At 70.9% G+C, this 23,891-nt stretch carries 22 protein-coding genes; 11 read left to right on the forward strand and 11 right to left on the reverse strand.

Going from position 1 to position 23,891, the window contains the following annotated elements; genetic code table 11:
* Nucleotides 1-103: 103 nt before the first annotated feature.
* A complete protein-coding gene (acnA, locus tag AB0D59_RS19550; RefSeq protein ID WP_362566490.1) occupies nt 104-2,857 on the reverse strand; it encodes an aconitate hydratase AcnA in 2,754 nt (917 codons plus the stop codon).
* Nucleotides 2,858-3,584: 727 nt separating this feature from the next.
* Between acnA and AB0D59_RS19555 the strand changes: the two genes are divergently transcribed.
* The 3 genes from AB0D59_RS19555 (at nt 3,585) to AB0D59_RS19565 (ending at nt 5,863) form a co-directional block, all read left to right on the forward strand.
* On the forward strand, nt 3,585-3,857 hold the full coding sequence (locus tag AB0D59_RS19555) for a hypothetical protein (protein WP_362566492.1): 273 nt from the start codon (nt 3,585-3,587) through the stop codon (nt 3,855-3,857).
* Nucleotides 3,858-4,083: 226 nt separating this feature from the next.
* Nucleotides 4,084-5,355 carry an MFS transporter gene (locus tag AB0D59_RS19560; protein ID WP_362566495.1) on the forward strand — a complete coding sequence of 424 codons (1,272 nt, stop codon included), beginning with the start codon at nt 4,084-4,086 and terminating at the stop codon, nt 5,353-5,355.
* 310 nt (nt 5,356-5,665) lie between these two features.
* Entirely contained in the window at nt 5,666-5,863 is a 198-nt protein-coding gene (locus tag AB0D59_RS19565; RefSeq protein ID WP_362566498.1) for a DUF4236 domain-containing protein, read from the forward strand.
* 63 nt (nt 5,864-5,926) lie between these two features.
* On the opposite strand, the gene AB0D59_RS19570 is transcribed toward AB0D59_RS19565, so the two are convergent.
* Nucleotides 5,927-6,205, reverse strand: a complete 279-nt coding sequence (locus tag AB0D59_RS19570; RefSeq protein WP_362566500.1) for a hypothetical protein — start codon at nt 6,203-6,205, stop codon at nt 5,927-5,929.
* Between the two features lie 213 nt (nt 6,206-6,418).
* Nucleotides 6,419-6,580 (reverse strand): hypothetical protein, encoded by a 162-nt coding sequence (locus AB0D59_RS19575; protein WP_362566502.1) that lies wholly within the window; start codon nt 6,578-6,580, stop codon nt 6,419-6,421.
* 264 nt (nt 6,581-6,844) lie between these two features.
* Here AB0D59_RS19575 and AB0D59_RS19580 point away from each other — a divergent pair, with 264 nt between their 5' ends.
* A complete protein-coding gene (locus AB0D59_RS19580) occupies nt 6,845-8,374 on the forward strand; it encodes a UDP-N-acetylglucosamine 1-carboxyvinyltransferase (protein ID WP_362566505.1) in 1,530 nt (509 codons plus the stop codon).
* A 933-nt stretch (nt 8,375-9,307) separates the two neighbouring features.
* On the opposite strand, the gene AB0D59_RS19585 is transcribed toward AB0D59_RS19580, so the two are convergent.
* The 6 genes from AB0D59_RS19585 to AB0D59_RS19610 all read right to left on the reverse strand — a co-directional run bounded on the left by AB0D59_RS19585 (nt 9,308) and on the right by AB0D59_RS19610 (nt 15,444).
* The gene (locus AB0D59_RS19585; protein WP_362566508.1) at nt 9,308-10,540 is read right to left on the reverse strand and encodes a cytochrome P450; all 1,233 of its coding nucleotides are present in this window, start codon (nt 10,538-10,540) and stop codon (nt 9,308-9,310) included.
* Between the two features lie 36 nt (nt 10,541-10,576).
* Nucleotides 10,577-11,002, reverse strand: a complete 426-nt coding sequence (locus AB0D59_RS19590; protein WP_362566511.1) for a hypothetical protein — start codon at nt 11,000-11,002, stop codon at nt 10,577-10,579.
* A complete protein-coding gene (locus tag AB0D59_RS19595; protein ID WP_362566514.1) occupies nt 10,999-11,553 on the reverse strand; it encodes a hypothetical protein in 555 nt (184 codons plus the stop codon). The genes AB0D59_RS19590 and AB0D59_RS19595 overlap by 4 nt, the downstream gene beginning before the upstream one ends.
* A gap of 46 nt (nt 11,554-11,599) precedes the next feature.
* Nucleotides 11,600-12,748 carry a cytochrome P450 gene (locus tag AB0D59_RS19600; protein ID WP_362566516.1) on the reverse strand — a complete coding sequence of 383 codons (1,149 nt, stop codon included), beginning with the start codon at nt 12,746-12,748 and terminating at the stop codon, nt 11,600-11,602.
* Nucleotides 12,749-12,849: 101 nt separating this feature from the next.
* Complete coding sequence (locus AB0D59_RS19605) at nt 12,850-13,170, reverse strand: trypco2 family protein (protein WP_362566519.1); 321 nt, start codon at nt 13,168-13,170, stop codon at nt 12,850-12,852.
* 300 nt (nt 13,171-13,470) lie between these two features.
* A complete protein-coding gene (locus AB0D59_RS19610) occupies nt 13,471-15,444 on the reverse strand; it encodes a BTAD domain-containing putative transcriptional regulator (protein ID WP_362566651.1) in 1,974 nt (657 codons plus the stop codon).
* 588 nt (nt 15,445-16,032) lie between these two features.
* Here AB0D59_RS19610 and AB0D59_RS19615 point away from each other — a divergent pair.
* Nucleotides 16,033-16,905, forward strand: a complete 873-nt coding sequence (locus tag AB0D59_RS19615) for an alpha/beta hydrolase (RefSeq protein ID WP_362566522.1) — start codon at nt 16,033-16,035, stop codon at nt 16,903-16,905.
* Nucleotides 16,906-17,005: 100 nt separating this feature from the next.
* On the opposite strand, the gene AB0D59_RS19620 is transcribed toward AB0D59_RS19615, so the two are convergent.
* Nucleotides 17,006-17,431 carry a DUF6299 family protein gene (locus AB0D59_RS19620; RefSeq protein ID WP_362566525.1) on the reverse strand — a complete coding sequence of 142 codons (426 nt, stop codon included), beginning with the start codon at nt 17,429-17,431 and terminating at the stop codon, nt 17,006-17,008.
* Nucleotides 17,432-17,702: 271 nt separating this feature from the next.
* Here AB0D59_RS19620 and AB0D59_RS19625 point away from each other — a divergent pair, with 271 nt between their 5' ends.
* The 6 genes from AB0D59_RS19625 to AB0D59_RS19650 all read left to right on the forward strand — a co-directional run bounded on the left by AB0D59_RS19625 (nt 17,703) and on the right by AB0D59_RS19650 (nt 22,442).
* On the forward strand, nt 17,703-17,897 hold the full coding sequence (locus AB0D59_RS19625; protein WP_362566528.1) for a DUF5999 family protein: 195 nt from the start codon (nt 17,703-17,705) through the stop codon (nt 17,895-17,897).
* Between the two features lie 151 nt (nt 17,898-18,048).
* A complete protein-coding gene (locus tag AB0D59_RS19630) occupies nt 18,049-18,861 on the forward strand; it encodes a PaaX family transcriptional regulator C-terminal domain-containing protein (RefSeq protein WP_362566530.1) in 813 nt (270 codons plus the stop codon).
* Between the two features lie 179 nt (nt 18,862-19,040).
* A complete protein-coding gene (gene cysC / locus AB0D59_RS19635; protein ID WP_362566533.1) occupies nt 19,041-19,592 on the forward strand; it encodes an adenylyl-sulfate kinase in 552 nt (183 codons plus the stop codon).
* Nucleotides 19,589-20,491: a sulfate adenylyltransferase subunit CysD gene (gene cysD, locus AB0D59_RS19640; RefSeq protein WP_362566536.1), complete on the forward strand. Its 903-nt coding sequence runs from the start codon at nt 19,589-19,591 to the stop codon at nt 20,489-20,491. Before cysC ends, cysD begins: the two co-directional genes overlap by 4 nt.
* Before the next feature lie 23 nt (nt 20,492-20,514).
* Nucleotides 20,515-21,744: a GTP-binding protein gene (locus AB0D59_RS19645; RefSeq protein ID WP_362566654.1), complete on the forward strand. Its 1,230-nt coding sequence runs from the start codon at nt 20,515-20,517 to the stop codon at nt 21,742-21,744.
* Nucleotides 21,745-21,989: 245 nt separating this feature from the next.
* Nucleotides 21,990-22,442 (forward strand): ATP-binding protein, encoded by a 453-nt coding sequence (locus tag AB0D59_RS19650; RefSeq protein ID WP_362566538.1) that lies wholly within the window; start codon nt 21,990-21,992, stop codon nt 22,440-22,442.
* On the opposite strand, the gene AB0D59_RS19655 is transcribed toward AB0D59_RS19650, so the two are convergent.
* Nucleotides 22,402-23,838, reverse strand: a complete 1,437-nt coding sequence (locus AB0D59_RS19655; protein WP_362566541.1) for an amino acid permease — start codon at nt 23,836-23,838, stop codon at nt 22,402-22,404. The two genes, AB0D59_RS19650 and AB0D59_RS19655, sit on opposite strands and share 41 nt — an antisense overlap.
* Between the last annotated feature and the right edge of the window lie 53 nt (nt 23,839-23,891).

Here is a 23,891-nt window from a genome sequence, read left to right on the forward strand (position 1 = left end):
TCTGGCGATGTCACGCACCGGCAACGGTACGGACGACGACGACGCAACGCGAAGGGCCGCGCCCCCGCTGACCGGGGACGCGGCCCTCACAGGCCCCTGCTGCCTACTTGCGGAGCAGGCTGCGCAGCACGTACTGCATGATGCCGCCGTTGCGGTAGTAGTCGGCCTCACCGGGGGTGTCGATGCGGACGACCGCGTCGAACTCACGGCGCACATTACCGGCTTCGCCGGGGGCCGTGTCGGTGGTGACCTTGACCGTGCGCGGCGTGGTGCCGTTGTTGAGCTCCTCGACACCGGTGAAGGAGAAGGTCTCCTCGCCGGTCAGACCGAGGGACTCGGCGGTGGCACCCTCCGGGAACTGGAGCGGGAGCACGCCCATGCCGATCAGGTTCGAGCGGTGGATGCGCTCGTACGACTCGGCGATGACGGCCTTGACGCCGAGCAGCGCGGTGCCCTTGGCGGCCCAGTCGCGGGACGAGCCGGAGCCGTACTCCTTGCCGGCCAGGACGACCAGCGGGATGCCCTGCTCGATGTAGTTGCGGGAGGCGTCGTAGATGAACGCCACCGGCGCCCCTCCTTCACCTTCGGCGGACCGGGTGAAGTCGCGGGTGTAGCCGCCTTCCGTCCCCGGCGCGATCTGGTTGCGCAGGCGGATGTTGGCGAACGTGCCGCGGATCATGACCTCGTGGTTGCCTCGGCGGGAGCCGTAGGAGTTGAAGTCACGACGCTCCACACCGTGCTCGGTGAGGTACTTGCCGGCCGGGGTGTCGGCCTTGATGGCGCCGGCCGGGGAGATGTGGTCGGTGGTGACCGAGTCGCCCAGCTTGGCCAGGACGCGGGCACCGGCGATGTCGGTGACCGGGGACGGCTCGTGCGCCATGCCCTCGAAGTACGGGGGCTTGCGGACGTAGGTCGACTGCGGGTCCCACTCGAAGGTGTTGCCGGTCGGGATCGGCAGCGACTGCCACTGGGCGTCGCCGGCGAAGACGTCGGCGTAGGACTTGTTGAACATGTCCTCGCCGATGGCGCTCGCCACGACCTCGTTGACCTCGGCCTCGGTGGGCCAGATGTCCTGGAGGTACACCGGCTTGCCGTCGGTGTCGGTGCCCAGGGCGTCCTTGGTGATGTCGACCTTCATCGAGCCGGCGAGGGCGTAGGCGACAACCAGCGGCGGGGAGGCCAGGTAGTTCATCTTGACGTCGGGGTTGATCCGGCCCTCGAAGTTCCGGTTGCCGGAGAGGACCGAGGTGACCGCGAGGTCGTGGTCGTTGACGGCCTTGGAGACCTCCTCCGGCAGCGGGCCGGAGTTGCCGATGCAGGTGGTGCAGCCGTAACCGACCAGGTTGAAGCCGACCTTGTCGAGGTAGGGGGTCAGACCCGCCTTCTCGAAGTAGTCGGTGACGACCTTGGAACCCGGGGCGAGGGTGGTCTTGACCCAGGGCTTGCGGGTCAGGCCCTTCTCGACCGCCTTCTTGGCCACCAGGGCGGCGGCGACCATGACGTACGGGTTGGAGGTGTTGGTGCAGGAGGTGATGGCCGCGACGGTGACCGCGCCGTGGTCGATCTCGTAGGTCGAGCCGTCGGGGGCGGTGACGGTGACCGGGTTGGTCGGAACGCCGTTGGCGGTGGCCGGGGAGTCGGAGGCCGGGAAGGACTCCTTGCCCGCCTCGTCGTCGTCGGCGACGTAGTTGCGGACGTCGCTCTTGAACTGCTCGGCGGCGTTGGCGAGGACGATACGGTCCTGCGGGCGCTTCGGGCCGGCGATGGAGGGGACGACCGTGGCGAGGTCCAGCTCCAGCTTCTCGGAGAAGTCGGGCTCGGCCTTCGGGTCCAGCCAGAGGCCCTGCTCCTTGGCGTACGCCTCGACGAGCGCGACCTGCTGGTCGGAGCGGCCGGTCAGGCGCAGGTAGTTCAGGGTCTCGCCGTCGATCGGGAAGATCGCGGCGGTGGAGCCGAACTCCGGCGACATGTTGCCGATGGTGGCGCGGTTGGCGAGGCTCGTCGCCGCCACACCCTCGCCGTAGAACTCGACGAACTTGCCGACCACACCGTGCTTGCGGAGCATCTCGGTGATGGTGAGCACCAGGTCGGTGGCGGTGGTGCCGGGCTTGAGCTCACCGGTCAGCTTGAAGCCGACGACGCGCGGGATGAGCATGGAGACCGGCTGGCCGAGCATGGCGGCCTCGGCCTCGATACCGCCGACGCCCCAGCCGAGCACGCCGAGGCCGTTGACCATGGTGGTGTGCGAGTCGGTGCCGACCAGGGTGTCGGGGTAGGCCTGCCCGCCCCGGACCATGACCGTGCGCGCCAGGTGCTCGATGTTCACCTGGTGGACGATGCCGGTGCCCGGCGGGACGACCTTGAACTCGTCGAACGCGGTCTGGCCCCAGCGCAGGAACTGGTAGCGCTCGCGGTTGCGGCCGTACTCCAGCTCGACGTTCTGCGCGAAGGCCTCGTGGGTGCCGAACTTGTCGGCGATGACGGAGTGGTCGATGACCAGCTCGGCCGGGGCCAGCGGGTTGATCTTCGCCGGGTCGCCGCCGAGCTCCTTGACGGCCTCACGCATGGTGGCGAGGTCCACGACACAGGGCACGCCGGTGAAGTCCTGCATGATCACGCGGGCCGGCGTGAACTGGATCTCCTGGCTGGGCTGGGCCTGCGAGTCCCAGCCGGCGAGGGCGCGGATGTGGTCGGCGGTGATGTTCGCGCCGTCCTCAGTGCGGAGCAGGTTCTCCAGCAGCACCTTCAAGCTGTACGGAAGGCGAGCCGAGCCTTCCACCTTGTCCAGCCGGAAGATCTCGTACGACTCGTCGCCCACCTGCAGCGTGCTGCGGGCGTCGAAGCTGTTCGCCGACACGACAGTCTCCTTCATTGATGTGCGCGTACCACCGTCAATCGTGCCGCCACGCCAACTTGGCCGATCCAGTAAGGTCAGGCTAAGTTAGGCATGCCTTACTAGAGGTGGCGGCTACGGTGCGCCTAGGCAGATATCTCGATGTCGAGATAACTCTAGTACACGGGCGCGGGATGGTCATGCCCGGACCCGCTTGACCGCTGTCATCCAATCGAGGCGTTCGACAGCGAACCCGGTCGTTTCGGCTTCCTTGCCAGCGAACCCAGTCGTACGAGGTGACGCGCCGGGAGTGCTGGATGGCCGTACCCGGTCGGGGTAAATCTTGCAGAGCCGTCCGTCGAGCTGTCGTACGTGGATGCTGTACGCGAGCGTCGGCGGCCTCCGCTGCTGGACTGTGTGACGGCCCGGTTCGAGGACGTGGCCGCCGTACGGCCGTTTCGCTGGGCGCGGTGAGCTCACTTCTCCGGCTGCCCAGTCACCTGCACCGTTTCCTCTGCGGCCCACCGTTCTGGTTCGGCAAACCCAGTCTCTCCCGCCCCGCAGCAGCCTCCGGCCGCCCCAGACGCTCGCTCGCCCCCCATCAACGCCTGCTTCCGGTCCCGACCGCATGTGGAACGTCACGCGATTCCCCATCAGCAGCGCCAGCTTCCCCACGCAAGCGTTCGCCCCTTGAGTCCCTCGCGCGCGTAGTCACTGAAGCGGCTCTCAGCAACCTCCGTATCTTGGTGCCATGACGGACACGGAAGAACCGAGGCTCTACGTGAACCGCTGGGGCGACACATCAGATCCAGCCCCGGAGCGGCGGGGGCCCCGCCAGGACGCGTGCTCGTGTTTCGACCAGTCCAGGCCGCACCCGCGAGCCCGCGTCGGATTCCACACCGAACGGCAGGACACCTCTGCCCCGGGCCGGCAACACCTGCTGGAGCCGGTCGATGAGGCCGCCGCCGACGGGCGCGAGCAGTTCCGCCCCCTCACCGAGCTGAGCCCAAAAGAGCGGCGGTAGGTAATCACCCTGCCGCCGAGCATCGCCAGCCACGGCGATCAGCGCTGGTCACGGCTCCTCGGGCGGGGAGGCGTTCGAGCGAGCTGATGCGCAGTTCCTCGCACGGCGCGGTCCGGCGTTCAGCTCCGTCGACGACACGCGTCTTGGTCCCCGCCGTCGCCTCGTCATCTCGGCGGCGGAGGTCCAACACCAATGATCACCGGAGTCACCAGGGGGAGCCCACAGCATGACCAGCACCACGGAGGCCCTTGGCGGGTCGGCTGCAGTCGACGATGCAGCACGAAGCGTCACGCGCCCGTTCTACGTATACGCCGTGCTCGCCAACACGCTGTTCCAGCGCGGCGTATTCGTCCTCTTCCTTTATCAGCGAGGCTTCTCCGCCGGGCAAGTGGCCCTACTGCAGACACTGCTCTACCTGGTCAGCGGACTTGCGGAGTTGCCGACGGGAGTCATCGCCGACCGAATCGGCAGGCGTGCCAGCATCGTGATCGGCCAGGTGCTGACGGCTGGATGTCTGCTCGGCCAGGTGGCGTTCTCCGACTACTGGGTGTTCCTGGCGCTGTTCATCGGGCAGGGCGTGGGCATGGCATGTGTGTCCGGTTCGGACACCGCCCTGCTGTACGACCTGCTCGTGCGTCGTGGTGCGACGGCCGGCTACGTCAGGATCAAGTCCCGGTTCACCATGTTCGGGACGGTCACCTCGGGAGCCGCCATCGCCCTCGGCGGCCAACTGCAGCGGATTTCCTGGGGAGTCGTCTACGTCGGTTCGGCGGCGTGCCTCGTCCTGGCCGTGGTGGTGCTGATGTCACGGGTGCCCGAGATCCGCGGCGCGGACGCGGTGGACGAGCAGGACGGAGCCGAGGAGGAGCACGGCGACGGCACAGCATGGCGGGCGATGCTTCGGGTCGCCACGCCGGCGCTCGTGACGCTTGTCGTGGTGTCCGGATTGATGCACGCGACGTTGACGCCGTACATCATTTTCACGCAGAAGACCCTCTCCGATCAGGGAGCGGGCACCGCATTGGTCAGCGTGGTCATATCGGCGGGATTCTTCGTCGGCGGGCTCACTCCCCTGCTGTCGGACCGCGCGGACCGGCGCATCGGGTATCGGGGCATCGTCCCGGTGTCTCTCCTGACGCTCGCCGTGGCGCTCGGTCTGAGCGGCCTCGGCCTTGTCTGGGTCACCATCGCCGCGTTCCTGGTCCTGGTCGGAATTCCCGAGATCACCGCCGTGCTCGTGGACAACGTGTTCAACGAGGCAGTGCCCTCGCGCCACCGGGCGAGCCTGCTGTCGATGATCGCATTCGTGGAGTCGGCGCTCATCGGCATCGGCTATCTCGTCGTCGGCGCGCTCATGGACGGGCTGGGCTCCAGTGTGGGCATGGCCGCCTACGCCGCGGTCCCCCTGCTGGCATGTCTCCTGTGGCTCCCGGTGCTCTTCCGAGGGGCACGGGTGACCGCCGAGATCGAGAAGCCCGCCACCCAAAAGGCATCCTGAAACAGACCATCACGAGCAACGCCCCTGCCCGATGGCGGGGGCGTCGAAAATGGCCCCTCGAATGGAGCCGATGCGGAAACGTTTTTGCCGACCAACTCAGTCGTGGCAGGTCAGCGCGACCAGGACGACGAACTCCCCTGCCAAAGGACACCGCTGTCCGCTGCCCGCTGTCCCCGCGGCGTGTCCGGGGCCGGTTCCCGCGGGCGAATCACCGCATCCCGAACGGCCGCCTGTGAGTCAATCCGGGTTTCGCACCCATCAGTTCGCGGCGCGGGGGTAGCCGACGAGGGGAGCGAAAGGAGTCGCAGTCATGCCGCTCACCTTCCGGAAGAGCTTCCGGATCCTGCCCGGAGTGCGCCTCAACATCAATCGGCATTCCTGGTCCATCACCACCGGGGGCAGGCACGGGCCCCGGCACACGCACAGCAGTACGGGACGCCGGACGACGTCGATGGATCTGCCCGGACCGTTCGGGTGGCGGCGCACGTCCAGGGAGCGCCGCCGGTGACGTCCGCGGGCGGGACGGAGACCGGGCGGTCCGTCCCGCGGGGCCGTCCGGCGGCCCCGGGCCTCAGGAGGCGGCCGTCTCCGGGTCCCCGCACCCTCCTCGGGTCTCCAGCCGGCGGCAGGCCCTCAGATCCGCCGGCAGCCGTGCGACCGGGGCGGCGGCCTCCGCCGGGGAGCGGTCGGCGGCGACGAGGGGGCGCGCCAGGTCCTGTTCGGTGCGCGGTTCACGCAGCGCCTCCAGGAGGATGCGGGCCGCCTTGTTCACGCCGACGGCGGTGAAGGTCGCGCCGACGGCCACCTGGACTCCGCCGTCCGGCTCCCAACGGAGGTGCGGGGAACCCACAAGGCGGATCGTCGGCGTGTCGGAAAACGTGTCAGATCGTGTCAAGTCGGGCCTTTGGCCGGACGAAGGGGAAGCGCATGGCGGCCGGGCCGTCACCCATCCCCGGACGGACGCGATCCCCGCTGTGCGGCGAGAGTGCGGGAATTACTGTGACGCCACCGTCATGCCTCCGAGAGGACACCGGCGGCGGCGTACGGCGCAACGAGGCGTGCGTCAGATTCCGTTGTGGATGACCGCGAGGAACGGCTTGGAATTCTCATCGTCGGAGGTCAGGGCGGTCGTTCCCGGATCGGCGTCGAGGGACCCGATCGGGGTGATCTCCGCGGCTTGCGGATTTCCGGGGAGCAGGGCTGTCCAGATGGCCGTCTGGGGCATTTCCCGTACCTCCGGCTTGAGCCCGATGACACATGCCGGTGGTGTGCACCGGGCACCACATCAGCGTACGGCGGAAAGGCCTCCGGACAACGGTCGGCGGAATTCACGACGAAACATCGGGAGCCGCCTTGACGTTCCCCGACCCCGCCCTTGTGCGCATCGGAACCACGGTCGACGGGCCGAACAACCAGGCCCCCTGACAACGCATCACCCGAACGGACCCCCCAACGGGCACCATCTCATATCTGAGATAACCTCAACCTCATGGCAGACGACTACCTCGTACGCATCGGCAGGCTCATCCGTGACGCCCGGCAACACCGCGGCTGGACACAGGCACAGCTCGCGGAGGCGCTCGGCACCAGTCAGAGCGCCGTCAACCGCATCGAGCGCGGCAACCAAAACATCAGCCTTGAGATGATCGCTCGAATCGGCGAAGCCCTGGACAGCGAGATCGTCTCACTGGGCTATGCGGGCCCGATGCATCTGCGAGTGGTGGGCGGCCGCCGGCTGTCCGGCGCGATCGACGTGAAGACCAGCAAGAACGCGTGCGTGGCCCTGCTGTGCGCCTCACTGCTCAACAAGGGGCGCACGGTGCTGCGCCGGGTGGCCCGGATCGAGGAGGTGTACCGCCTCCTGGAGGTGCTCAACTCCATCGGCGTGCGCACCCGCTGGATCAACGAGGGCGTCGACCTGGAACTGGTACCGCCGGCCGACCTCGACATGGCGTCGATCGACGCCGAGGCCGCCGTACGCACCCGCTCGATCATCATGTTCTTCGGCCCGCTGCTGCACCGCATGGACCACTTCAAGCTGCCGTACGCCGGCGGCTGCGACCTGGGCACGCGGACCATCGAGCCGCACATGATCGCGCTGCGCAGGTTCGGACTGGACATCGCGGCGACCGAGGGGCAGTACCACGCGCAGGTCGACCGCTCGATCCGCCCGGACCGCCCGATCGTGCTGACCGAGCGCGGGGACACGGTCACCGAGAACGCGCTGCTGGCCGCCGCCCGGCACGACGGTGTCACCGTCATCCGCAACGCGTCGTCCAACTACATGGTCCAGGACCTCTGCTTCTTCCTGGAGGCGCTCGGCGTCAAGGTCGAGGGCATCGGCACCACCACCCTGACCGTGCACGGCGTCCCGAACATCGACGTGGACGTGGACTACTCCCCCTCCGAGGACCCGGTCGAGGCGATGAGCCTGCTGGCCGCGGCGGTGGTGACGGAGTCGGAGCTGACCGTGCGCCGGGTGCCGATCGAGTTCCTCGAGATCGAACTCGCCGTCCTGGAGGAGATGGGCCTCGACCACGACCGCACGCCCGAGTACGTCGCCGACAACGGCCGTACCCGCCTGGTCGACCTCACGGTCCGCCCCTCCAAGCTGGAGGCGCCGATCGACAAGATCCACCCGATGCCGTTCCCGGGCCTGAACATCGACAACGTGCCGTTCTTCGCGGCGATCGCGGCGGTCGCGCAGGGCAAGACCCTGATCCACGACTGGGTCTACGACAACCGTGCGATCTATCTGACCGACCTGAACCGCCTCGGCGGCCGCCTCCAGCTCCTGGACCCGCACCGGGTGCTGGTGGAGGGCCCGACCCGCTGGCGTGCGGCCGAGATGATGTGCCCGCCGGCACTGCGCCCCGCCGTGGTCGTCCTGCTGGCCATGATGGCGGCCGAGGGCACGTCCGTGCTGCGCAACGTGTACGTCATCAACCGCGGCTACGAGGACCTCGCCGAACGCCTCAACACGATCGGGGCCCAGATCGAGATCTTCCGGGACATTTGATGCACGGATGCCGCCGCACCCCGTCTGACCTGCTACTTAGCGGGTCAGGATGGGGTGCGGCGGCATCTCTGGGACTTCTCGAGGACGGACACCGAGCGGGTCGAGCGCCGGGGTGGATCTGCCGCGAGGCCATGAGCATTCGGCGACCTGGTACTGAGGTCGACCTGGTACTGAGGTGGTGTGGCCGGAGCGTCGGGGACAGAAGACGTGCGGTCGGCATGGGCATGGGGGCGGACAGGGCACTGGCTTACGGTGAACGCACCGGTCAGTGCGCAGGCGCTGCGTGGTCCGGCGACGGATGAGGACATCGCGGGTCTGCGTGCGGCGTTGGGGTTCGATGTGCCCGACGCGCTGGAGGCGTTGCTGCGGATCAACAACGGCAGCACGGCGAAGGACACCACGCGGACCCTCCCCAACGGGCGTGTGGTGCCTGTCCGTCACCTTGATTCGGTGATCTTCCCCTACGGAAAGATTCTTCTGGGGTGCGCTGAGATCGGTGAGGCATACGCCAGGTGGCGGCGGCTGGGTGAACAACACTTGCTCGGGCTCGATCAGGATCCCGCGTTCGACCAGCCGCTTCAGCTTCAGCCGGACGTTGTTGACGTCGCAGGGCGCGATCTCCGGATCCTTCGCCTCGCAGACCGCCCATACCCGCAGCGGGGCGTCGACCGCGGCGAACACCGCCATGGCGCGGCGCCCTTGTCACGCAGGTTCTCGGGGCGGGTGAGCGGGAAGATCTGTGCCCTCCTTCGGCCGCTGACTCCGTGCGTTGGGATGCGGGACCTCCGCGAGGAACCGCTCCAGCCCCGGGCCGCCGTAGGGGACCTTCTCGATGCGTTTGCCTGCCGGTTCCAGGGCGCCGCAGCACCCCTCTCCGACAGGGGTGCGGCGGCGGCTTCGGGGCTTCTCCGGATCCGCGGGGCTTGTCCGGGCTCAGGTGTTGAAGACCACCGGCATGCTGGTCCAGCCGTTGCGGATGTGGTTCATGACCGGTGTGGGGTCGCCGGCGAGTGTCACGCCCGAGAAGCGGTCCAGGAGTGCGTCGAGCACGATCGGTGCCTGGGCGCGGACGAGGCGGGCTCCCATGCAGTGGTGGATGCCGGCGCCGAACGCCAGGTGCTTGACGCTCTCGCCCCTGGTGACGTCGTACCGGTGGGCGTCGGGGAACACCGACTCGTCCCGGTTGGCCGCCATGTACATCAGGTACACATGCTGCCCGGCCCGGATCGGGCGGCCGCCGATCTCGACGTCCTTCGTAGCGGTCCGCAGCATCGCACGCGCCGGTGTGACATAGCGCAGGGTCTCCTCGACCGCCGACGGGAGCAGCGAGCGGTCCCGGCGAAGCAGCTCCCACTGGTCGGGGTGCCGGGCCAGCTGGTGGACCAGGCCGGCGAGCAGGGACCTGGTCGTGTCGTTGCCGGCGGCGAGCATGGTCATGGCGAACATGACGACGTTGGCCTCGGAGACGTTCGTCCTGTCGAGTTCCGCGGTCAGCAGGACGGTGAGGAGGTCGCCGTCGCCGGGGTCCCGGCGCTTGGCCGCCAGGCTCTCCACGATGAACCGTTGCAGGCTCTGGAACTCGGCGGCCGCGGCCCGCAGTTCCTCGAACGTCACGTCGCCGGCGAGTTTCTCCAGTTCGTCGCTCCAGAACCGGACGCGGTCGAACTCGGTGTGGGGCAGCCCGATCATCCGGATCGCGGCGTTGATCGGCACCAGGTTGGCGTAGGACACCCAGTCGACGACGCTGTCCGGGGCTATCCCGGCGACGAGTTCACGGACGTCCGGCGTCAGCGCTTCCCGCAGCCGCCGTATCGCCTCCGCCGAGAACGCCGGCGCCATCACCCGGCGCAGTTCCGCATGGCGCGGCGGGTCCGTCGTACCGACCTGCTCGCCGCCCTTGGGGAAGAAGCTGTCGGTGATCAGCTCGTCCCCGGCCTGCGCCTGGTACTTGACGTCGTTGAGGAAGAGGCCCTTGGAGCTGACGAAGATCTCCGGCAGGCCGGCGATGGCCCGGATGTCGGCGTGCCGGGTCACCACGAAGGTGTCGAGAGGCTCGTAGTAGTAGAAGGACGCGTCCTCCTGCATCCGGGCGAAGGCCGGCCAGGGATCGTCGACGTAGAAGCCGGGGTCCTCGATCGGGACGGCTCCGGGCGGGCTGTCGGTCATCGTCGTACTCCAACTCCGGTCGGTGGTGTCGCGTGGTCACCACGGGTCTGGGGGCACTCGGGAGGCGGAATTCAGGAACGTCCTCAGGTGTTCCAGCGACTCGGGCCCGGGATCGGCGTTCACGAGGCGGTTCACGAGGAACTCGGGAACGGTGAGGTCGGGGAGCCGGAGCGCGCCCGTGAGCGAGTCCCACTCGCCGCGGTGCAGGCCGTCGTCGGTCTTCCCGCGTACGCCCACCTTGCGCACGACGTAGCCACGGGCGGCGTACTGATGTGCGTCGATGACCGCGCACCGCAGCAGTGTGCGGTGGGACGTGGTGGGCAGGGAGATCACTCCGTAGCCGGCGTCGGCGAGGACGTCCAGCACCTTCGGTGTGCCGACCAGGCCTGCCGCGACGATGGCGACCCGGCCGCCGCGGCCGTCCGGAGCGGCGCCGTGCGCGATCCCGGGCGACGCGCTCATCCTGCCAACCCGCTCTCCAGGTCGCGCCGCAGCGAGTCCGGGGTCGCGCCGGGCAGGTCCATTCCGACGCCGATCAGGCACGGTGGCCGCAGTCCGCGTGAGCGGATCTCGGCCTCCAGCTCCTCGATCCACACCCCGCGTCCGGGGACCACCGTCCACGCGTCGGACCGCCCCGGCTCGCCGCGCCAGTCGGGGGCGCTCGTGATCAGATCGACCCCGCTGGAGGGACTGCCGTCGATTCCGATCACGACCACCTCGGTGTCGGCGGCCGACGGGTCCGCGGCCAGCTCGTCCACGACCGCCCGTGCGAGCTCGCGGCAGTGTTCTCGGTAGGTCGGGGTGTCGTACTGCTCCTTCGACTGCCACCAGCGGTCCGGCCCGGCGAAGGTGAATTCCGGGCAGGGCATCTGCACCATGCGATGGTTCCGCCGCCGAAGCAGGTCGATCACCGGCGAAACCACTCCGGGACAGATCGCCCCGTCACTGACCTTCGCGTTCTGGTTCAGCAGGCAGTGGGACACCAACGCGATCGGCATGGGCTGTCTCTCCATGGGTGCGCCTTCTCGGTTGTGGTGCGCGAGCGATGGCGTCCGCCGCTCAACGGCCTGACCTCGGACGCCGGTTCAGCCGGACCGGGACCTCGGTCGGCCCCTGCACTCCGGACGGCGGGCCCCAGCGCACGGTGCCCGTCGGCTCCGGGGTCCGGAATCGCGCCGCCAGGGCCCTGAGTACGGCGGTCAGTTGGCGCTCGGAGACCGTGGCGCCGATGCAGTAGTGGAGGCCCGCGCCGAAACTGAGGTGCGGGCGGGTCGGTTCGCGCAGCGGGTGGTAGGCGTCGCCGTCGGGTTCGGCGTCGCGGTTGGCCTGCACCGCGCACAGAAGCACCGGACTGCCGGGCTCCAGGGTGCGGTCGGCCAGCGTCAACGGCACTTCGGTGAAGCGGATCTGGAGCGGCGCCGTCGGCATCCAGCGCAGCAGCTCCCGTACGGCCGAACTGGCGGTCGTCTCGTCGCCGGCCGCCGCCGACCAGGTCCGCGGGTGGTCGGCGAGCGTGGCCACCAGCTGGCCGAGCACGAGGCGATACGGCTCGAAGCCGATGAGGAGCGACATCCTGGAGCGCGTCCAGTCCGTGCGCTCGGCTGCCGTGACGCCCTCCCGGCGGGCCAGCCGGCCGAGGAAGTCCTGCACCTGCTCGACCGCCGACCTCGCCCGCGCGAGCGTCCGCGCCGGCATCAGCCGGTGGATGAGCGCCAGGTCCCGCACCGGCTGTGCGATCTCGCCGTACGTCCCCTTGTCGACGTCGAGCAGCCGCGCCGCCTGGGCGTGCACGATCGAGTCGGCGACGTCCGCCACGAACTCGCACTCACCGTCGAGTTCGGCGGTGGCGGCGAGTGCCTGCGCGGCGGCGAAGGACGGGTCGAAGGCCGGGCCGCGGAGGAGGGGACGCATGTTCTGCCGCAGCGCGTCGTGGTCCTCGGCCCGGGAGAAGATGAGCAGCGAGGCGAACCAGGCCCCGATCGAGTGGTCCGTCACCCCGGAGTACCGAAGCTGCCGCCAGGGGTCGTGCACCAGGGTCGGCTGCCGCAACAGCCGGCCGACCGTCGCGTGATCGCAGACGACGGGACCGTACCTGCTGTCCAGGAGCCGGCCCTCGGTGCGAGCGAGACGCAGACGGTGGTCGTCGAAACGGAAGGAGGGGGAGTCGACTTCGATGAACGAGCAGGGAGTTTCGTCTCTCTCTGCCACTTGCGACGTCATCTTGTGGCCTCACTCGTGCGGTGCCCGCATACGCGAGCCATTGTGCGCACGGCGTCCGGCCGTCAGCGACGTCCCCGAACGGGCGTCCCTCACCCCCGTGAGAGGGGGCCGTCCTCCTCGCGGCTGACCTCGTGGTGGCGGCCGTCGGGGCGGGGCAGCGGCTTGAGGTCGACCTGGATGCGGTGCGTGGAGTCATGGCTCACCGAGCCGCCGAGCCGGGCCTCGACCACGCCCAGGCGCAGCCCCGCACCGCCCTCACCGGCTCGGTGGAACCGCACCGAGAACTCCAGGCTGACCTGCTCCACGCTGAACCGCCAGTCGCTCTCGGCGCCCTCGGCCTGGGCCCTGGCCAGTTCCGCGCGGACCGTGCCGATGGCCTCCGCGAGGCCGATCGGTTCCGGATCCCCCATGGCAACTCATCTCCGGCTTCCGTTGATTGGCCGATCCAACCTGGTCACAAGTCGCTGCGTGCCCGGCCTCCTGCGGGACGTCCAGCGGGTGGACGCACAGGGCACCCCCAGCAGAGCCGCGCCGCGGACGGTGTGCAGTCCGCGGTGAACAACCGGCCACCGACACCCCGGACTTGGCGACCGGCCGTGTCTCGCAGGAGACTCGGACGCGGCTCGCACTCGACTCGCACGGACTTGCACGCGACTCGCAGGTGACTCGCACGCGACTCGCTGGTGACTCGCAGGTGAGGCGTCGGCCGCCTAGCGCAGCGCTTCCTCGATCGCCGTCAGCCAGACGTCGACCGGCCCGGCCGTCACCAACCCGCTGCCCGCACCGGCGAGTTGGCCGGCGGCCGGACACAGCCGGTGCCGGCAGCGGCGCAGGGCCGGGCGGTCGCCGAGCTCCAGGGCGACGGCCGCCACGACACACCACAGCGCCTCCTGGACCAGGTCGGCAGGAGGCTCGGGCAGCCCGCGCAGCGCTTCGCGGGCCGTCTGCTCGTCGTCCGCGGCGAGGGCGAGCCCCGGGCGGATCCAGGGGAGATACGGCCCCCAGTCGGCGGCCGGGTCCAGGGCCGCACGGATGCCGTAGGGCCGGGGCCGCCCGGCCAACCGGAGACAGAGCAGCGCGAGCGGGAGCAGCCCGGCGCGCACTCCGGGCATGCCCGGCCCGTCCAGCAGCCGGTCGACCGCCCGGTAGGCGGCCTCGGCGCGCTCCGGGTGCCCGGTCACGGCCAGCCGCAGCGCCCGGTAGCCGTCCGTGAACACGCGGGCCAGCGGCAGTTCATGGCGGTCGGCCAGCCGGTCGGCCGCCTCGGCGTGTGCGTCGGCGGTGGTGAGGTCGGCGAGGCCCGCGCGGGCCTGCACCCGGATCAGATGGCCGAGCACCTCGTAGGTGACCAGGCCGTGCCGGGTGGCCAGGGCGATCAGTTCGGTGCCGAGGGCGTCGCGGCGCGGGGCGAGGCCGGTCCGGGTGCAGGACTGCATGAAGACGCCGTTGAGGGCGAAGGCGAGCAGCGCCGGATCGTCCAGGCGGCGGGCCAGGCGCTCCGCCTCGGCGGCGGCCTCGGCAGCACGGGCGGACCGGGTGCCGCGTGACTCCAGGGCGACCGTGGCCAGCAGCCGGCAGCGGGCGGTGTCCTGGGCCGGGGTCGCGGGCAGCCGGGCCAGCGCGCGTTCGGCGGCCTCGACCACGCGGCGGGCGTCCGCCGGGTCGTCGGAGCGGGTCCAGATCGCCGGGACGTCGTAGGCGCCGATGACCCGTGCGGTCAGTTCCGGGTCGCCGGACTCCTCGGCCGCGGTGATCGCCGCGAGGCGGTGTTCACGGGCGGCGGCCAGTCCGCCGGATCCGGTCACCGCGAGGGTGCGCAGCAGGCCGACGGTCGATTCGAGCCGGGCCCGGGCACCCGCGGCGACGGTACGGTCGTACGCCTCGGCCGCCCGGGACCACACCCGTGCCGCCGCGGCCGCCGGCTCCTCGTCCAGGGCGGGGTCCTGCGCGAGGATGCCGGCCTCCAGCCGCCGCAGCGCCGGGCCGGGATCGAGCCCCAACTGGTCGGCGAGGGTCGCGCGGGCCCGGCGCAGTACCGCGAGGGCGTCGCCCTGGCGGCCGGTCCGGTAGAGGGCGAGCGCCAGCAGCCGCCAGCCCTCCTCGCGCCACGGGTGCCCGGTGAGGTGGGCGTCCAGATCGGGCACCGCCTCGCCTGCCCGGCCCGCGGCGAGCAGCGCCTCGGCCCGCTGCTCGACCGCCCGCAGCCGCAGCTCGGCCAGCCGGGCCCGCTCGCCCCCGCACCACTCCTCGTCGGCGAACTCGGCGTAGGCCGGCCCCCGCCACAGCTCCAGCGCCTCGCGCAGTCGCCGAGCGGCCCGGGCGGGCTCCTCCGGTACGGCGGTTTCCACAGCCGTCTCGAACCGCCAGGCGTCCACGGCTTCCGCTTCCGCGCGCAGGGCGTAGCCAGGACCGTCGGTGACGAGCAGCCGGGCCGGGGCGCGGGGCGGGCGGTCGGGTTCGAGGGCGCGGCGCAGGTCGTTGACGAAGGTACGGAGGGAACCGACGGCGGTGGGCGGCGGTTCGTCCCAGAGGTCGGCGACCAGGCGGCCCACCGGCACGACCCTTCTGCGGGCCACGATCAGCCGGGCCAGTACGGCACGGTGCCGGGGGCCCTTCAGGCCGAGCGGGCCACCGGCACGCTCGGCCGTCACGGTTCCGAGCACCCCGAAGTCGACCTGGTCCATCCTCACCCACCCCACGGTAGATCCCGACCACGGGAGGCCCGCCGCACACCCGGTCCCGTCCCACGGCAATGTCCCCTCCTCCCGCAGACCCGCCCCAGACACGCCCCCCAACCCACGGCAGCCCCGGCCCACGCACGACCCCGACCCACACTCGGCCCCCTCCCACCGCAGACCCGACCCACGGCACGGTCCCAACCCACGGCAGACCCGACCCACACGCGATCCCAGCCCACCCCAGACCCAACCCACACTCGGCCCCGGCCCCGACCCGCGCTCGGCCCCGACCCGCGCTCGACCCCAGCCCACCGCGGACCCCAACCCACGCTCGGTCCCAACCCACCCCAGACCCAACCCACACTCGGCCCCGACCCGCGCTCGACCCCAGCCCACCGCGGACCCCAACCCACGCTCGGTCCCAACCCACCCCAGACCCAACCCACACTCGGCCCCGACCCGCGCTCGACCCCAGCCCACCGCGGACCCCAGCCCACCGCGGACCCCGACCCACGCTCGGCCCCCTCGCCCGGCAGGCCCCGGCCCACCGCGGGTGCTGATCGGCTGCTGATTCGCGCGCGGGAGTGTCGGCTCATGAACATCCCCGGTTTCACAGCACACCGTGTCCCGGTCGCCGACGGCGTCTCCCTGCACGTGGCCGTCGGCGGTGCCGGCAGCCCGGTCGTCCTGCTGCACGGCTTCCCGCAGACCCATCTGATGTGGCGGCAGGTGGCCGCCGGCCTCGCCTCCGATCACACCGTGATCTGTCCCGACCTGCGCGGCTACGGCGCCAGCGACAAGCCCGCCGACGCGGACGGGCTGTCGTACGCGAAGCGGACCATGGCCGCCGACGTGGTGGCGCTGGCCCGGGCCCTCGGCCACGAGAGCTTCGCGGTGGCGGGGCACGACCGGGGCGCGCTGGTCGCCTTCCGGGCCGGCCTGGACCACCCGGACACCGTCACGCACCTGGCCCTCCTCGACGTCCTGCCCACCCTGGACATGTGGGAGGTACTGCACGGCACCACCGCCGCCGTCGCGTTCCACCTCTACCTGATGGCCCAGCCCCCGGGCCTGCCCGAGCAGTTGATCGGCGCGGCCCCTGACCTCTTCTTCGGTCACTTCCTCGACCTGTGGACCCGCGACCCCTCGGCGATCCCCGCCGACGTCCGCGCCGCGTATCTCGCGGCCTGCCGGGCGGCGGTGCCCTCGATCGTGGCCGACTACCGGGCCTCGGCCGGTATCGACACCGAGCACGACCTGGCCGACCGGGCCGCCGGAACCGTGCTGGGCATGCCGGTGACCGTGCTCCAGCAGGACTGGGGTGCCGCCCTCGGCTACGACGCGGCCGCGCTGTGGCGGGCCTGGGCGCCGAACCTGGAGCACCGCACGGTGGACTGCGGGCACTTCATGGCGGAGGAGGCGCCGGACGAGGTCACGTCCGCGCTGCGGAAGCTGCTGACCCGGTGATCCGGGTGGTGATCCGGGTGCGGCGGGACCGTGACGCGTCACGACGCCGATGAGCGGCGGCCCGGCACCGTCGGGGTGCCGGGCCGCCCGGGAACGCGCCTCAGCCCTTCTTGAGGGTGACGTCCTGCTGCTGGATGGCGTGGAACGAGGGCAACGGCAGGCCGCCCAGGGGGCGCAGCTCCATGATCGTGGCCTCGACATGGGCCGCACCGGTCTTCAGCTTCTCCGAGGTCACCTTGCCGGTGTTCTCCCAGTGGTGCTTGGCGCCGTCGCACACGGCCCGGGTGCCGCCGACGCCGTGGCGATAGTTCGGCGAGTCCTGGCTGACCGACGAGCTGACGAACACCGGGCCCGTGGCATCGGTGCAGGTGTAGGTGCCGGAGAGGGTGACCGTGCCGTCGTCGGCGAGACGGCCGGTGGGATCGACGGTGACGGATTCGGCGGGGGCGGCGGTCGCCGGGGCGACGGCGGCGCAGAGCAGCGCTGCGGAGCCGAGGGCCGCGGCGAGGACGGGGCGTAGGGGCATGACATCCTTCCCAGGTCGTGGGGTGGGGCATGCCCTGGATACCGGGCGCCCGGCCCGGGAGGCGTGACCGTCACTCCTTCGGTGGCGCGTCCCGCCACGCCGAAGGCGCCGGTCGCGTCGCGGACGTGCGGCGGTCGTCGTGGGACCGTCCGGGAGTTGTCCGTGTGTTGTCACAGCTCGCGGCAGGAGGTTCCGCGGCGTTCACGACGGGAGCATGGTCTGGTCATGCCGGTCGGCGACCGTGCCGGAGGCAGACCCGTGGAGGTGCGCCATGTGTTCCCACCCGTTCCCGAGCGCGACGGCCGACCGCGGCCTCCCGCACATCGTCGCCGCCCACCCCGAGCAGGGCTGGACCCTGCTGTGCGACGGGGCGATCGTCTTCGACGACACCGGCGAGCTGCACCCCGACGGCAGCGTGACCGAGCCGCACCGCGGCCCGGCCGGCCGGCTCGCCGTCGCCGCCTGACCCGGCGCGGGCGGGACCGAATCGGTCGTCGGCGGCTCGGCGCAGGCCCCTCCGGCCCCCCTCCCCCGGCTCCTTCGACGCGCCCCCCGGAACCCTGACTCACGTTCAGGCGCGTACCTGAGGTGACCAGCAGCGATGCCGGGGACCTAAAATGATCAACGTGTCCGAGCAACACGCCCCGAGGTCCCTCATCGTCACGCTCTACGGCGCGTACGGCCGCTTCCTGCCCGGCCCGGTGCCCGTCGCCGAGCTGATCCGGCTGCTGGCCGCAGTCGGCGTGGACGCGCCCTCCGTACGGTCGTCGGTGTCCCGGCTGAAACGCCGCGGTCTGCTGGCCCCGGCCCGCACCGCACAGGGCGCCGCCGGCTACGAACTCTCCGCCGAGGCACGCCAGTTGCTGGACGACGGCGACCGCCGGGTGTACGCGGCGGCGCCGCCGGAGGACGCGGGCTGGGTGCTCGCCGTTTTCTCGGTGCCCGAGTCGGAACGGCAGAAGCGGCATGTACTGCGCTCCCGGCTCGCCGGACTCGGCTTCGGCACCGCCGCGCCCGGGGTGTGGATCGCCCCGGCCCGGCTGTTCGAGGAGACCCGGCACACCCTGCACCGGCTCGGCCTCGATCCGTACGTGGACTTCTTCCGCGGTGACCATCTCGGGTTCGCGCCCACCACCGAGGCGGTCGCCCGTTGGTGGGATCTGACCGCGATCGCCAAGGAGCACGAACAGTTCCTCGACGACCACGAGCCGGTGCTGCGCGACTGGGAGCACCGGACGGACACCCCGCCCGAGGACGCCTACCACGACTATCTCCTCGCCCTGGACTCCTGGCGCCATCTGCCGTACTCGGACCCCGGACTGCCGACGGGCCTGCTGCCCGCCGACTGGCCGGGCACCCGTTCGGCCGCCGTCTTCCGGGCGTTGCACCAGCGGCTGCGGGACCCGGGCGGTGCCTTCGCCGGCCTGTGAACGGACCGGCCAGCAGACCGCCGATGGTGAAATGTTCATTGCACGCCCCTGTGACCTCTTGCGTACCACGAGTCACTCAGCTAAACCTCAGCTTCCTTAACCGCTCCTCTCAGACTTCTTACCTACTCTTCGACGGGTCGTACGCAGGTTTGAGTAGGTAGGGAAGAGGTCTGTTGCGCATGACCACCACGCCAAGGGCTCAGGGGGCCACGGTCTGGCTGACGGGGTTGCCGAGCGCGGGCAAGACGACGATCGCCCGGCTGCTGGGCGATCGGCTCAAGGCCCAGGGACATCGCGTGGAGGTCCTCGACGGCGACGAGATACGCCGCTTCCTCTCGGCCGGCCTCGGCTTCTCCCGGGCGGACCGCAACACCAATGTGCAGCGCATCGGGCTGGTCTCCGAGGTGCTGGCGCGCAACGGCGTGCTCTCCGTCGTCCCAGTCATCGCGCCCTACGCCGACAGCCGCGAGGCGGTCCGCGACCGGCACGAGAAGAGCGGCACGCCGTACCTGGAGGTGCATGTCGCGACCCCGGTCGAGGTGTGCAGTGAGCGGGACGTGAAGGGTCTGTACGCCAGGCAGGCCGCGGGCGAGATGACCGGGCTGACCGGTGTCGACGACCCGTACGAGCCGCCCACCGACCCGGCGCTGGTGCTGCACACCCAGGACCAGACCCCGCAGGAGTCGGCGGACGCGGTGCACGTGCTGCTGATGGAGCGGGGGCTGGCATGAGCACCTTCACCCTGTCCCACCTGGACGCGCTGGAGTCCGAGGCGGTCCACATCTTCCGCGAGGTGGCGGGCGAGTTCGAGCGGCCGGTGATCCTGTTCTCCGGCGGCAAGGACTCCATCGTCATGCTGCATCTCGCCCTGAAGGCGTTCGCCCCGGCGGCGGTCCCCTTCTCCCTGCTGCACGTGGACACCGGGCACAACTTCCCCGAGGTCCTCGAGTACCGGGACCGCACGGTCGAGCGGCACGGGCTGCGGCTGCACGTGGCCTCCGTGCAGGACTACATCGACCGGGGAGTGCTCAAGGAGCGCCCGGACGGGACTCGTAACCCGCTCCAGACGGTGCCGCTGACCGAGAAGATCCAGAGCGAGAGGTTCGACGCGGTCTTCGGCGGCGGCCGCCGCGACGAGGAGAAGGCCCGCGCCAAGGAGCGGGTCTTCTCGCTGCGGGACGAGTTCTCCCAGTGGGACCCGCGCCGCCAGCGCCCCGAGCTGTGGAACCTCTACAACGGACGGCACGCCCCCGGCGAGCACGTCCGGGTCTTCCCGCTTTCCAACTGGACCGAGCTGGACGTCTGGCAGTACATCGCCCGCGAGGACATCGAGCTGCCGGACATCTACTACGCCCACCACCGCGAGGTGTTCCGGCGCGGCGGGATGTGGCTGACCGCCGGTGACTGGGGCGGCCCCCGCGAGAACGAGACCGTCGAGAAGCGCCGGGTGCGCTACCGGACCGTCGGCGACATGTCCTGCACGGGCGCCGTCGACTCCGACGCCGACGGCATCGACAAGGTGATCGCCGAGATCGCCGCCTCCCGGCTCACCGAGCGCGGCGCCACCCGCGCCGACGACAAGCTCTCCGAGGCCGCGATGGAAGACCGCAAGCGCGAGGGGTACTTCTAGGCATGACCAGCACGAGCACGAGCATGAGCACGAGCACCAGCGCTGCCGGCCCGACCATCGACACCCTGCGTTTCGCGACCGCCGGCTCGGTCGACGACGGCAAGTCCACCCTCGTCGGACGGCTGCTGCACGACTCCAAGTCGGTCCTCACCGACCAGCTGGAAGCCGTGGAGCAGGCCTCCCTCAGCCGCGGCAAGGACGCCCCCGACCTGGCCCTCCTCACCGACGGGCTGCGCGCCGAGCGCGAGCAGGGCATCACCATCGACGTGGCCTACCGCTACTTCGCCACCCCGAGGCGCCGGTTCATCCTGGCCGACACCCCGGGGCATGTGCAGTACACCCGGAACATGGTCACCGGCGCCTCCACCGCCGAGCTGGCGATCATCCTGATCGACGCCCGCAACGGGGTCCTCGAGCAGACCCGCCGGCACGCGGCCGTGGCCGCCCTGCTCCGGGTCCCGCATGTCGTCCTCGCGGTCAACAAGATGGACCTGGTCGGCTACGAGCGGGCCGAGTTCGAGCGGATCGTCGCCGACTTCACCGCGCAGACCGCCGAGCTGGGGCTCCCGGAGGTCACCGCGATCCCGGTCTCCGCGCTGGTCGGCGACAACGTCGTCGACCGGTCCGCGGCCATGGACTGGTACGACGGCCCGGCCCTGCTGGAGTTCCTGGAGAGCGTCCCGGTCGCCGCGGCCGCGGCCGACGCCCCGGCCCGTTTCCCGGTCCAGTACGTCATCCGGCACGGTGACATCCGTCACTACGCGGGCCAGCTGGTCTCCGGTTCGCTGCGGGTCGGCGACCGGGTCACCGTCCACCCGTCCGGGGAGACCTCCGAGATCACCGCGATCGACGTGCTCGGCACCGCGGTCGAGGCCGCGCACGCCCCGCAGTCCCTCGGGGTTCGCCTGGCCGACCAGCGGGACGTGTCCCGAGGCGACATGATCACCGCCGGGCCGGAGACGCCCGTGCTCACCCAGGACGTCTCGGCGGCCGTGTGCCATCTGGCCGACCGGCCGCTCCGGGTCGGCGACCGGGTGCTGCTCAAACACACCACCCGGACCGTCAAGGCGATCGTCCGGGAGCTGGCGGGCGCGGCCGAGCTCACCGCCAACGACCTGGGCCGGATCACCCTGCGCAGCGCCGAGCCGCTGCCGCTGGACGCCTACGCGGTCTCCCGGCGCACCGGCGCGTTCATCCTGATCGATCCGGCGGACGGCGCGACGCTGACCGCGGGGATGGTCGACTTCGCCTGATCCCCTCTTCGGTCGCAGAGCCCCCGGCGGGTGCCGGGGGCTCTGCGCGTTCGGGACGGTCACAAGGTCACGGCGCGTCAATAAGGCGGTAACAGAGCGGGCGGCCGTGAAAGACGGCCCGCCGGCCGGGGTAAGCAGCCTGTTGTCGGGCCGATGGTCCGGTCCGGGGCCCGCCGACAGGCTCTGGGACGGGACCCGTACCATTCCTACAGTTGAAAGCAGGACAAGCAGTGATCGCCTGCTCCATGAACGGAATCGCCGTGTACGAACCACCTTCCGCCGCCGCCTCCTGGCGCATCGCGCTGCCGCACACCGTCGCGGCCGTGCCGGTCGCCCGTGCCCTGGTGCGTTCGGCGATGGAGGAGGCGGGCCACGCGGCCGACCCCGACACCGCAGAGCTGCTCACCGCGGAACTGGTCGCCAACGCCGTCGAGCACACCGCGGGCAAGGGGCCGATAGAGCTGGTCGTCGAGCTGATGCCGGGCGGCTGCAAGGTCGAGGTGCACGACCCGGACCCGGCGCCGCCCGGCCATCTCACCCGTCCGGTGATCGAGGAGCCCGACCCCATGGACGAGGGCGGGCGCGGTCTGCTGCTGATCCGCGCCCTCAGCGCGTCCTGCGGGCACCGCCCCACCGAGTCCGGCAAGGCGGTGTGGTTCAGGCTTCCTGCAGTACCGCGTCAGTGGCGTCCGGCGTGATCACCCCGGCGCGCGCCAGCGTGGAGCGCCGGCGCCCGTAACCGACGTAGACGAGCAGGCCCACCGCCAGGAAGACGGCGAACTGGAGCCAGGTCGTCCACCCGGTCTCGTAGATCAGATACAGGCAGAAACCGACGCCCAGCAGCGGCACGACCGGGTAGAGCGGCACCCGGAAGGTGCGGGCGAGGGCCGGTTCGCGGCGGCGCAGGGCGATCACCGCGATGTTCACCACGGCCATGATCGCGAGGGTGCCGATGGTGCACAGGTTCATCACCGCGTCCAGCGAGGCGAAGGCCGCCGGGAGCGCGAAGACGACCGCGACGATCAGGGTGCCCGCGACCGGGGTGGCGGTCTTCGGGGAGACCTTCTCGAAGACGCGCGGGATCAGCCCGTCCCGGGACATGGACATGAGGATGCGGGTCTGGCCGTACATCACCGCGAGGACGACGGAGGCGATGGCGACGACCGCGCCGAAGGCGATCACACCGCCGCCGATCGTGGACCCCGTGACCTGGTTGACGACGTAGGAGAGGGCTGCGGGACGCCCTGCCACCTGGTCGCCGCCGATGGCGCCGGTCGCGGCCAGCGCGACCGCGCAGTAGAGCAGGGTGACCACGCCCATGCAGACGAGGATCGCGACCGGGATGTCCCGGCGCGGGTTCTTGGCCTCCTCGCCGGCCGTGGTGATCGCGTCGAAGCCGATGTACGAGAAGAACGCGGCGGTGGTGCCCGCGCCGATGCCGCCGAGCCCGGCCGGGGAGAACGGCACCAGGTTGCCGTCCTTGAAGGCGCTGAAGCCGATCACGCAGAAGGCGACCAGGATGACGAGCTTCACGGCCGCCATCGCGGCGGTCGCCCGGGCGCTCTCCCGGACCCCGCGCACCAGCAGCACGGCGGCCATCGCGATGACGATCACGGCGGGGAGGTTCACCATCCCGCCGTCGCCGGGGCCCGCGGACAGGGCGTGCGGGAGCTGGAGGCCGGTGAGGCTGTGCAGCAGTTCGTTGACGTACTGGCTCCAGCCGACGGCGACGGCCGAGATGGAGATGCCGTACTCCAGGAGCAGGCACCAGCCGACCAGGAAGGCCGTGGACTCGCCGAGACCGGCGTAGGCGAAGGAGTACGACGATCCGGAGACCGGGATCGCGCCGCCCAGCTCGGCGAAGGAGAGGGCGGTGAAGACGCAGGTGACCGCGGCGAGGACGAACGAGATCACGACGGCCGGGCCGGCCTGGGCGACCGAGTCGGAGAGCCCGACGAAGATGCCGGTGCCGACGATCGCGCCGATGCCGAAGCAGATCAGCTGGAAGAGACCCATGGTGCGGCGGAGGCCGTGGCCCGCCCGGTCGGCGCCGGATTCGGCGACCAGCAGGTGCGGGGACTTGATGCGGGGCATGCGGGTGGTGCTCGTTTCTGGTGGTACGGGTGCGATCCGGGTCGGTCGCCGGG

This window comes from Streptomyces sp. NPDC048417, assembly GCF_040651615.1.
In the GTDB taxonomy this organism is placed as follows: domain Bacteria; phylum Actinomycetota; class Actinomycetes; order Streptomycetales; family Streptomycetaceae; genus Streptomyces.

What these genes read in the sequence shown, in the direction of transcription:
- AB0D59_RS19555 (WP_362566492.1), top strand. Translation starts at nt 3,585, where the DNA reads ATGACGGACACGGAAGAACCGAGGCTCTACGTGAACCGCTGGGGCGAC.
- AB0D59_RS19560 (WP_362566495.1), top strand. Translation starts at nt 4,084, where the DNA reads ATGACCAGCACCACGGAGGCCCTTGGCGGGTCGGCTGCAGTCGACGAT.
- AB0D59_RS19565 (WP_362566498.1), top strand. Translation starts at nt 5,666, where the DNA reads ATGCCGCTCACCTTCCGGAAGAGCTTCCGGATCCTGCCCGGAGTGCGC.
- AB0D59_RS19575 (WP_362566502.1), bottom strand. Translation starts at nt 6,580, where the DNA reads ATGCCCCAGACGGCCATCTGGACAGCCCTGCTCCCCGGAAATCCGCAA.
- AB0D59_RS19580 (WP_362566505.1), top strand. Translation starts at nt 6,845, where the DNA reads ATGGCAGACGACTACCTCGTACGCATCGGCAGGCTCATCCGTGACGCC.
- AB0D59_RS19585 (WP_362566508.1), bottom strand. Translation starts at nt 10,540, where the DNA reads ATGACCGACAGCCCGCCCGGAGCCGTCCCGATCGAGGACCCCGGCTTC.
- AB0D59_RS19590 (WP_362566511.1), bottom strand. Translation starts at nt 11,002, where the DNA reads ATGAGCGCGTCGCCCGGGATCGCGCACGGCGCCGCTCCGGACGGCCGC.
- AB0D59_RS19595 (WP_362566514.1), bottom strand. Translation starts at nt 11,553, where the DNA reads ATGGAGAGACAGCCCATGCCGATCGCGTTGGTGTCCCACTGCCTGCTG.
- AB0D59_RS19605 (WP_362566519.1), bottom strand. Translation starts at nt 13,170, where the DNA reads ATGGGGGATCCGGAACCGATCGGCCTCGCGGAGGCCATCGGCACGGTC.
- AB0D59_RS19610 (WP_362566651.1), bottom strand. Translation starts at nt 15,444, where the DNA reads ATGGACCAGGTCGACTTCGGGGTGCTCGGAACCGTGACGGCCGAGCGT.
- AB0D59_RS19615 (WP_362566522.1), top strand. Translation starts at nt 16,033, where the DNA reads ATGAACATCCCCGGTTTCACAGCACACCGTGTCCCGGTCGCCGACGGC.
- AB0D59_RS19620 (WP_362566525.1), bottom strand. Translation starts at nt 17,431, where the DNA reads ATGCCCCTACGCCCCGTCCTCGCCGCGGCCCTCGGCTCCGCAGCGCTG.
- AB0D59_RS19625 (WP_362566528.1), top strand. Translation starts at nt 17,703, where the DNA reads ATGTGTTCCCACCCGTTCCCGAGCGCGACGGCCGACCGCGGCCTCCCG.
- AB0D59_RS19630 (WP_362566530.1), top strand. Translation starts at nt 18,049, where the DNA reads ATGATCAACGTGTCCGAGCAACACGCCCCGAGGTCCCTCATCGTCACG.
- cysC (WP_362566533.1), top strand. Translation starts at nt 19,041, where the DNA reads ATGACCACCACGCCAAGGGCTCAGGGGGCCACGGTCTGGCTGACGGGG.
- cysD (WP_362566536.1), top strand. Translation starts at nt 19,589, where the DNA reads ATGAGCACCTTCACCCTGTCCCACCTGGACGCGCTGGAGTCCGAGGCG.
- AB0D59_RS19645 (WP_362566654.1), top strand. Translation starts at nt 20,515, where the DNA reads ATGAGCACGAGCACCAGCGCTGCCGGCCCGACCATCGACACCCTGCGT.
- AB0D59_RS19650 (WP_362566538.1), top strand. Translation starts at nt 21,990, where the DNA reads ATGAACGGAATCGCCGTGTACGAACCACCTTCCGCCGCCGCCTCCTGG.
- AB0D59_RS19655 (WP_362566541.1), bottom strand. Translation starts at nt 23,838, where the DNA reads ATGCCCCGCATCAAGTCCCCGCACCTGCTGGTCGCCGAATCCGGCGCC.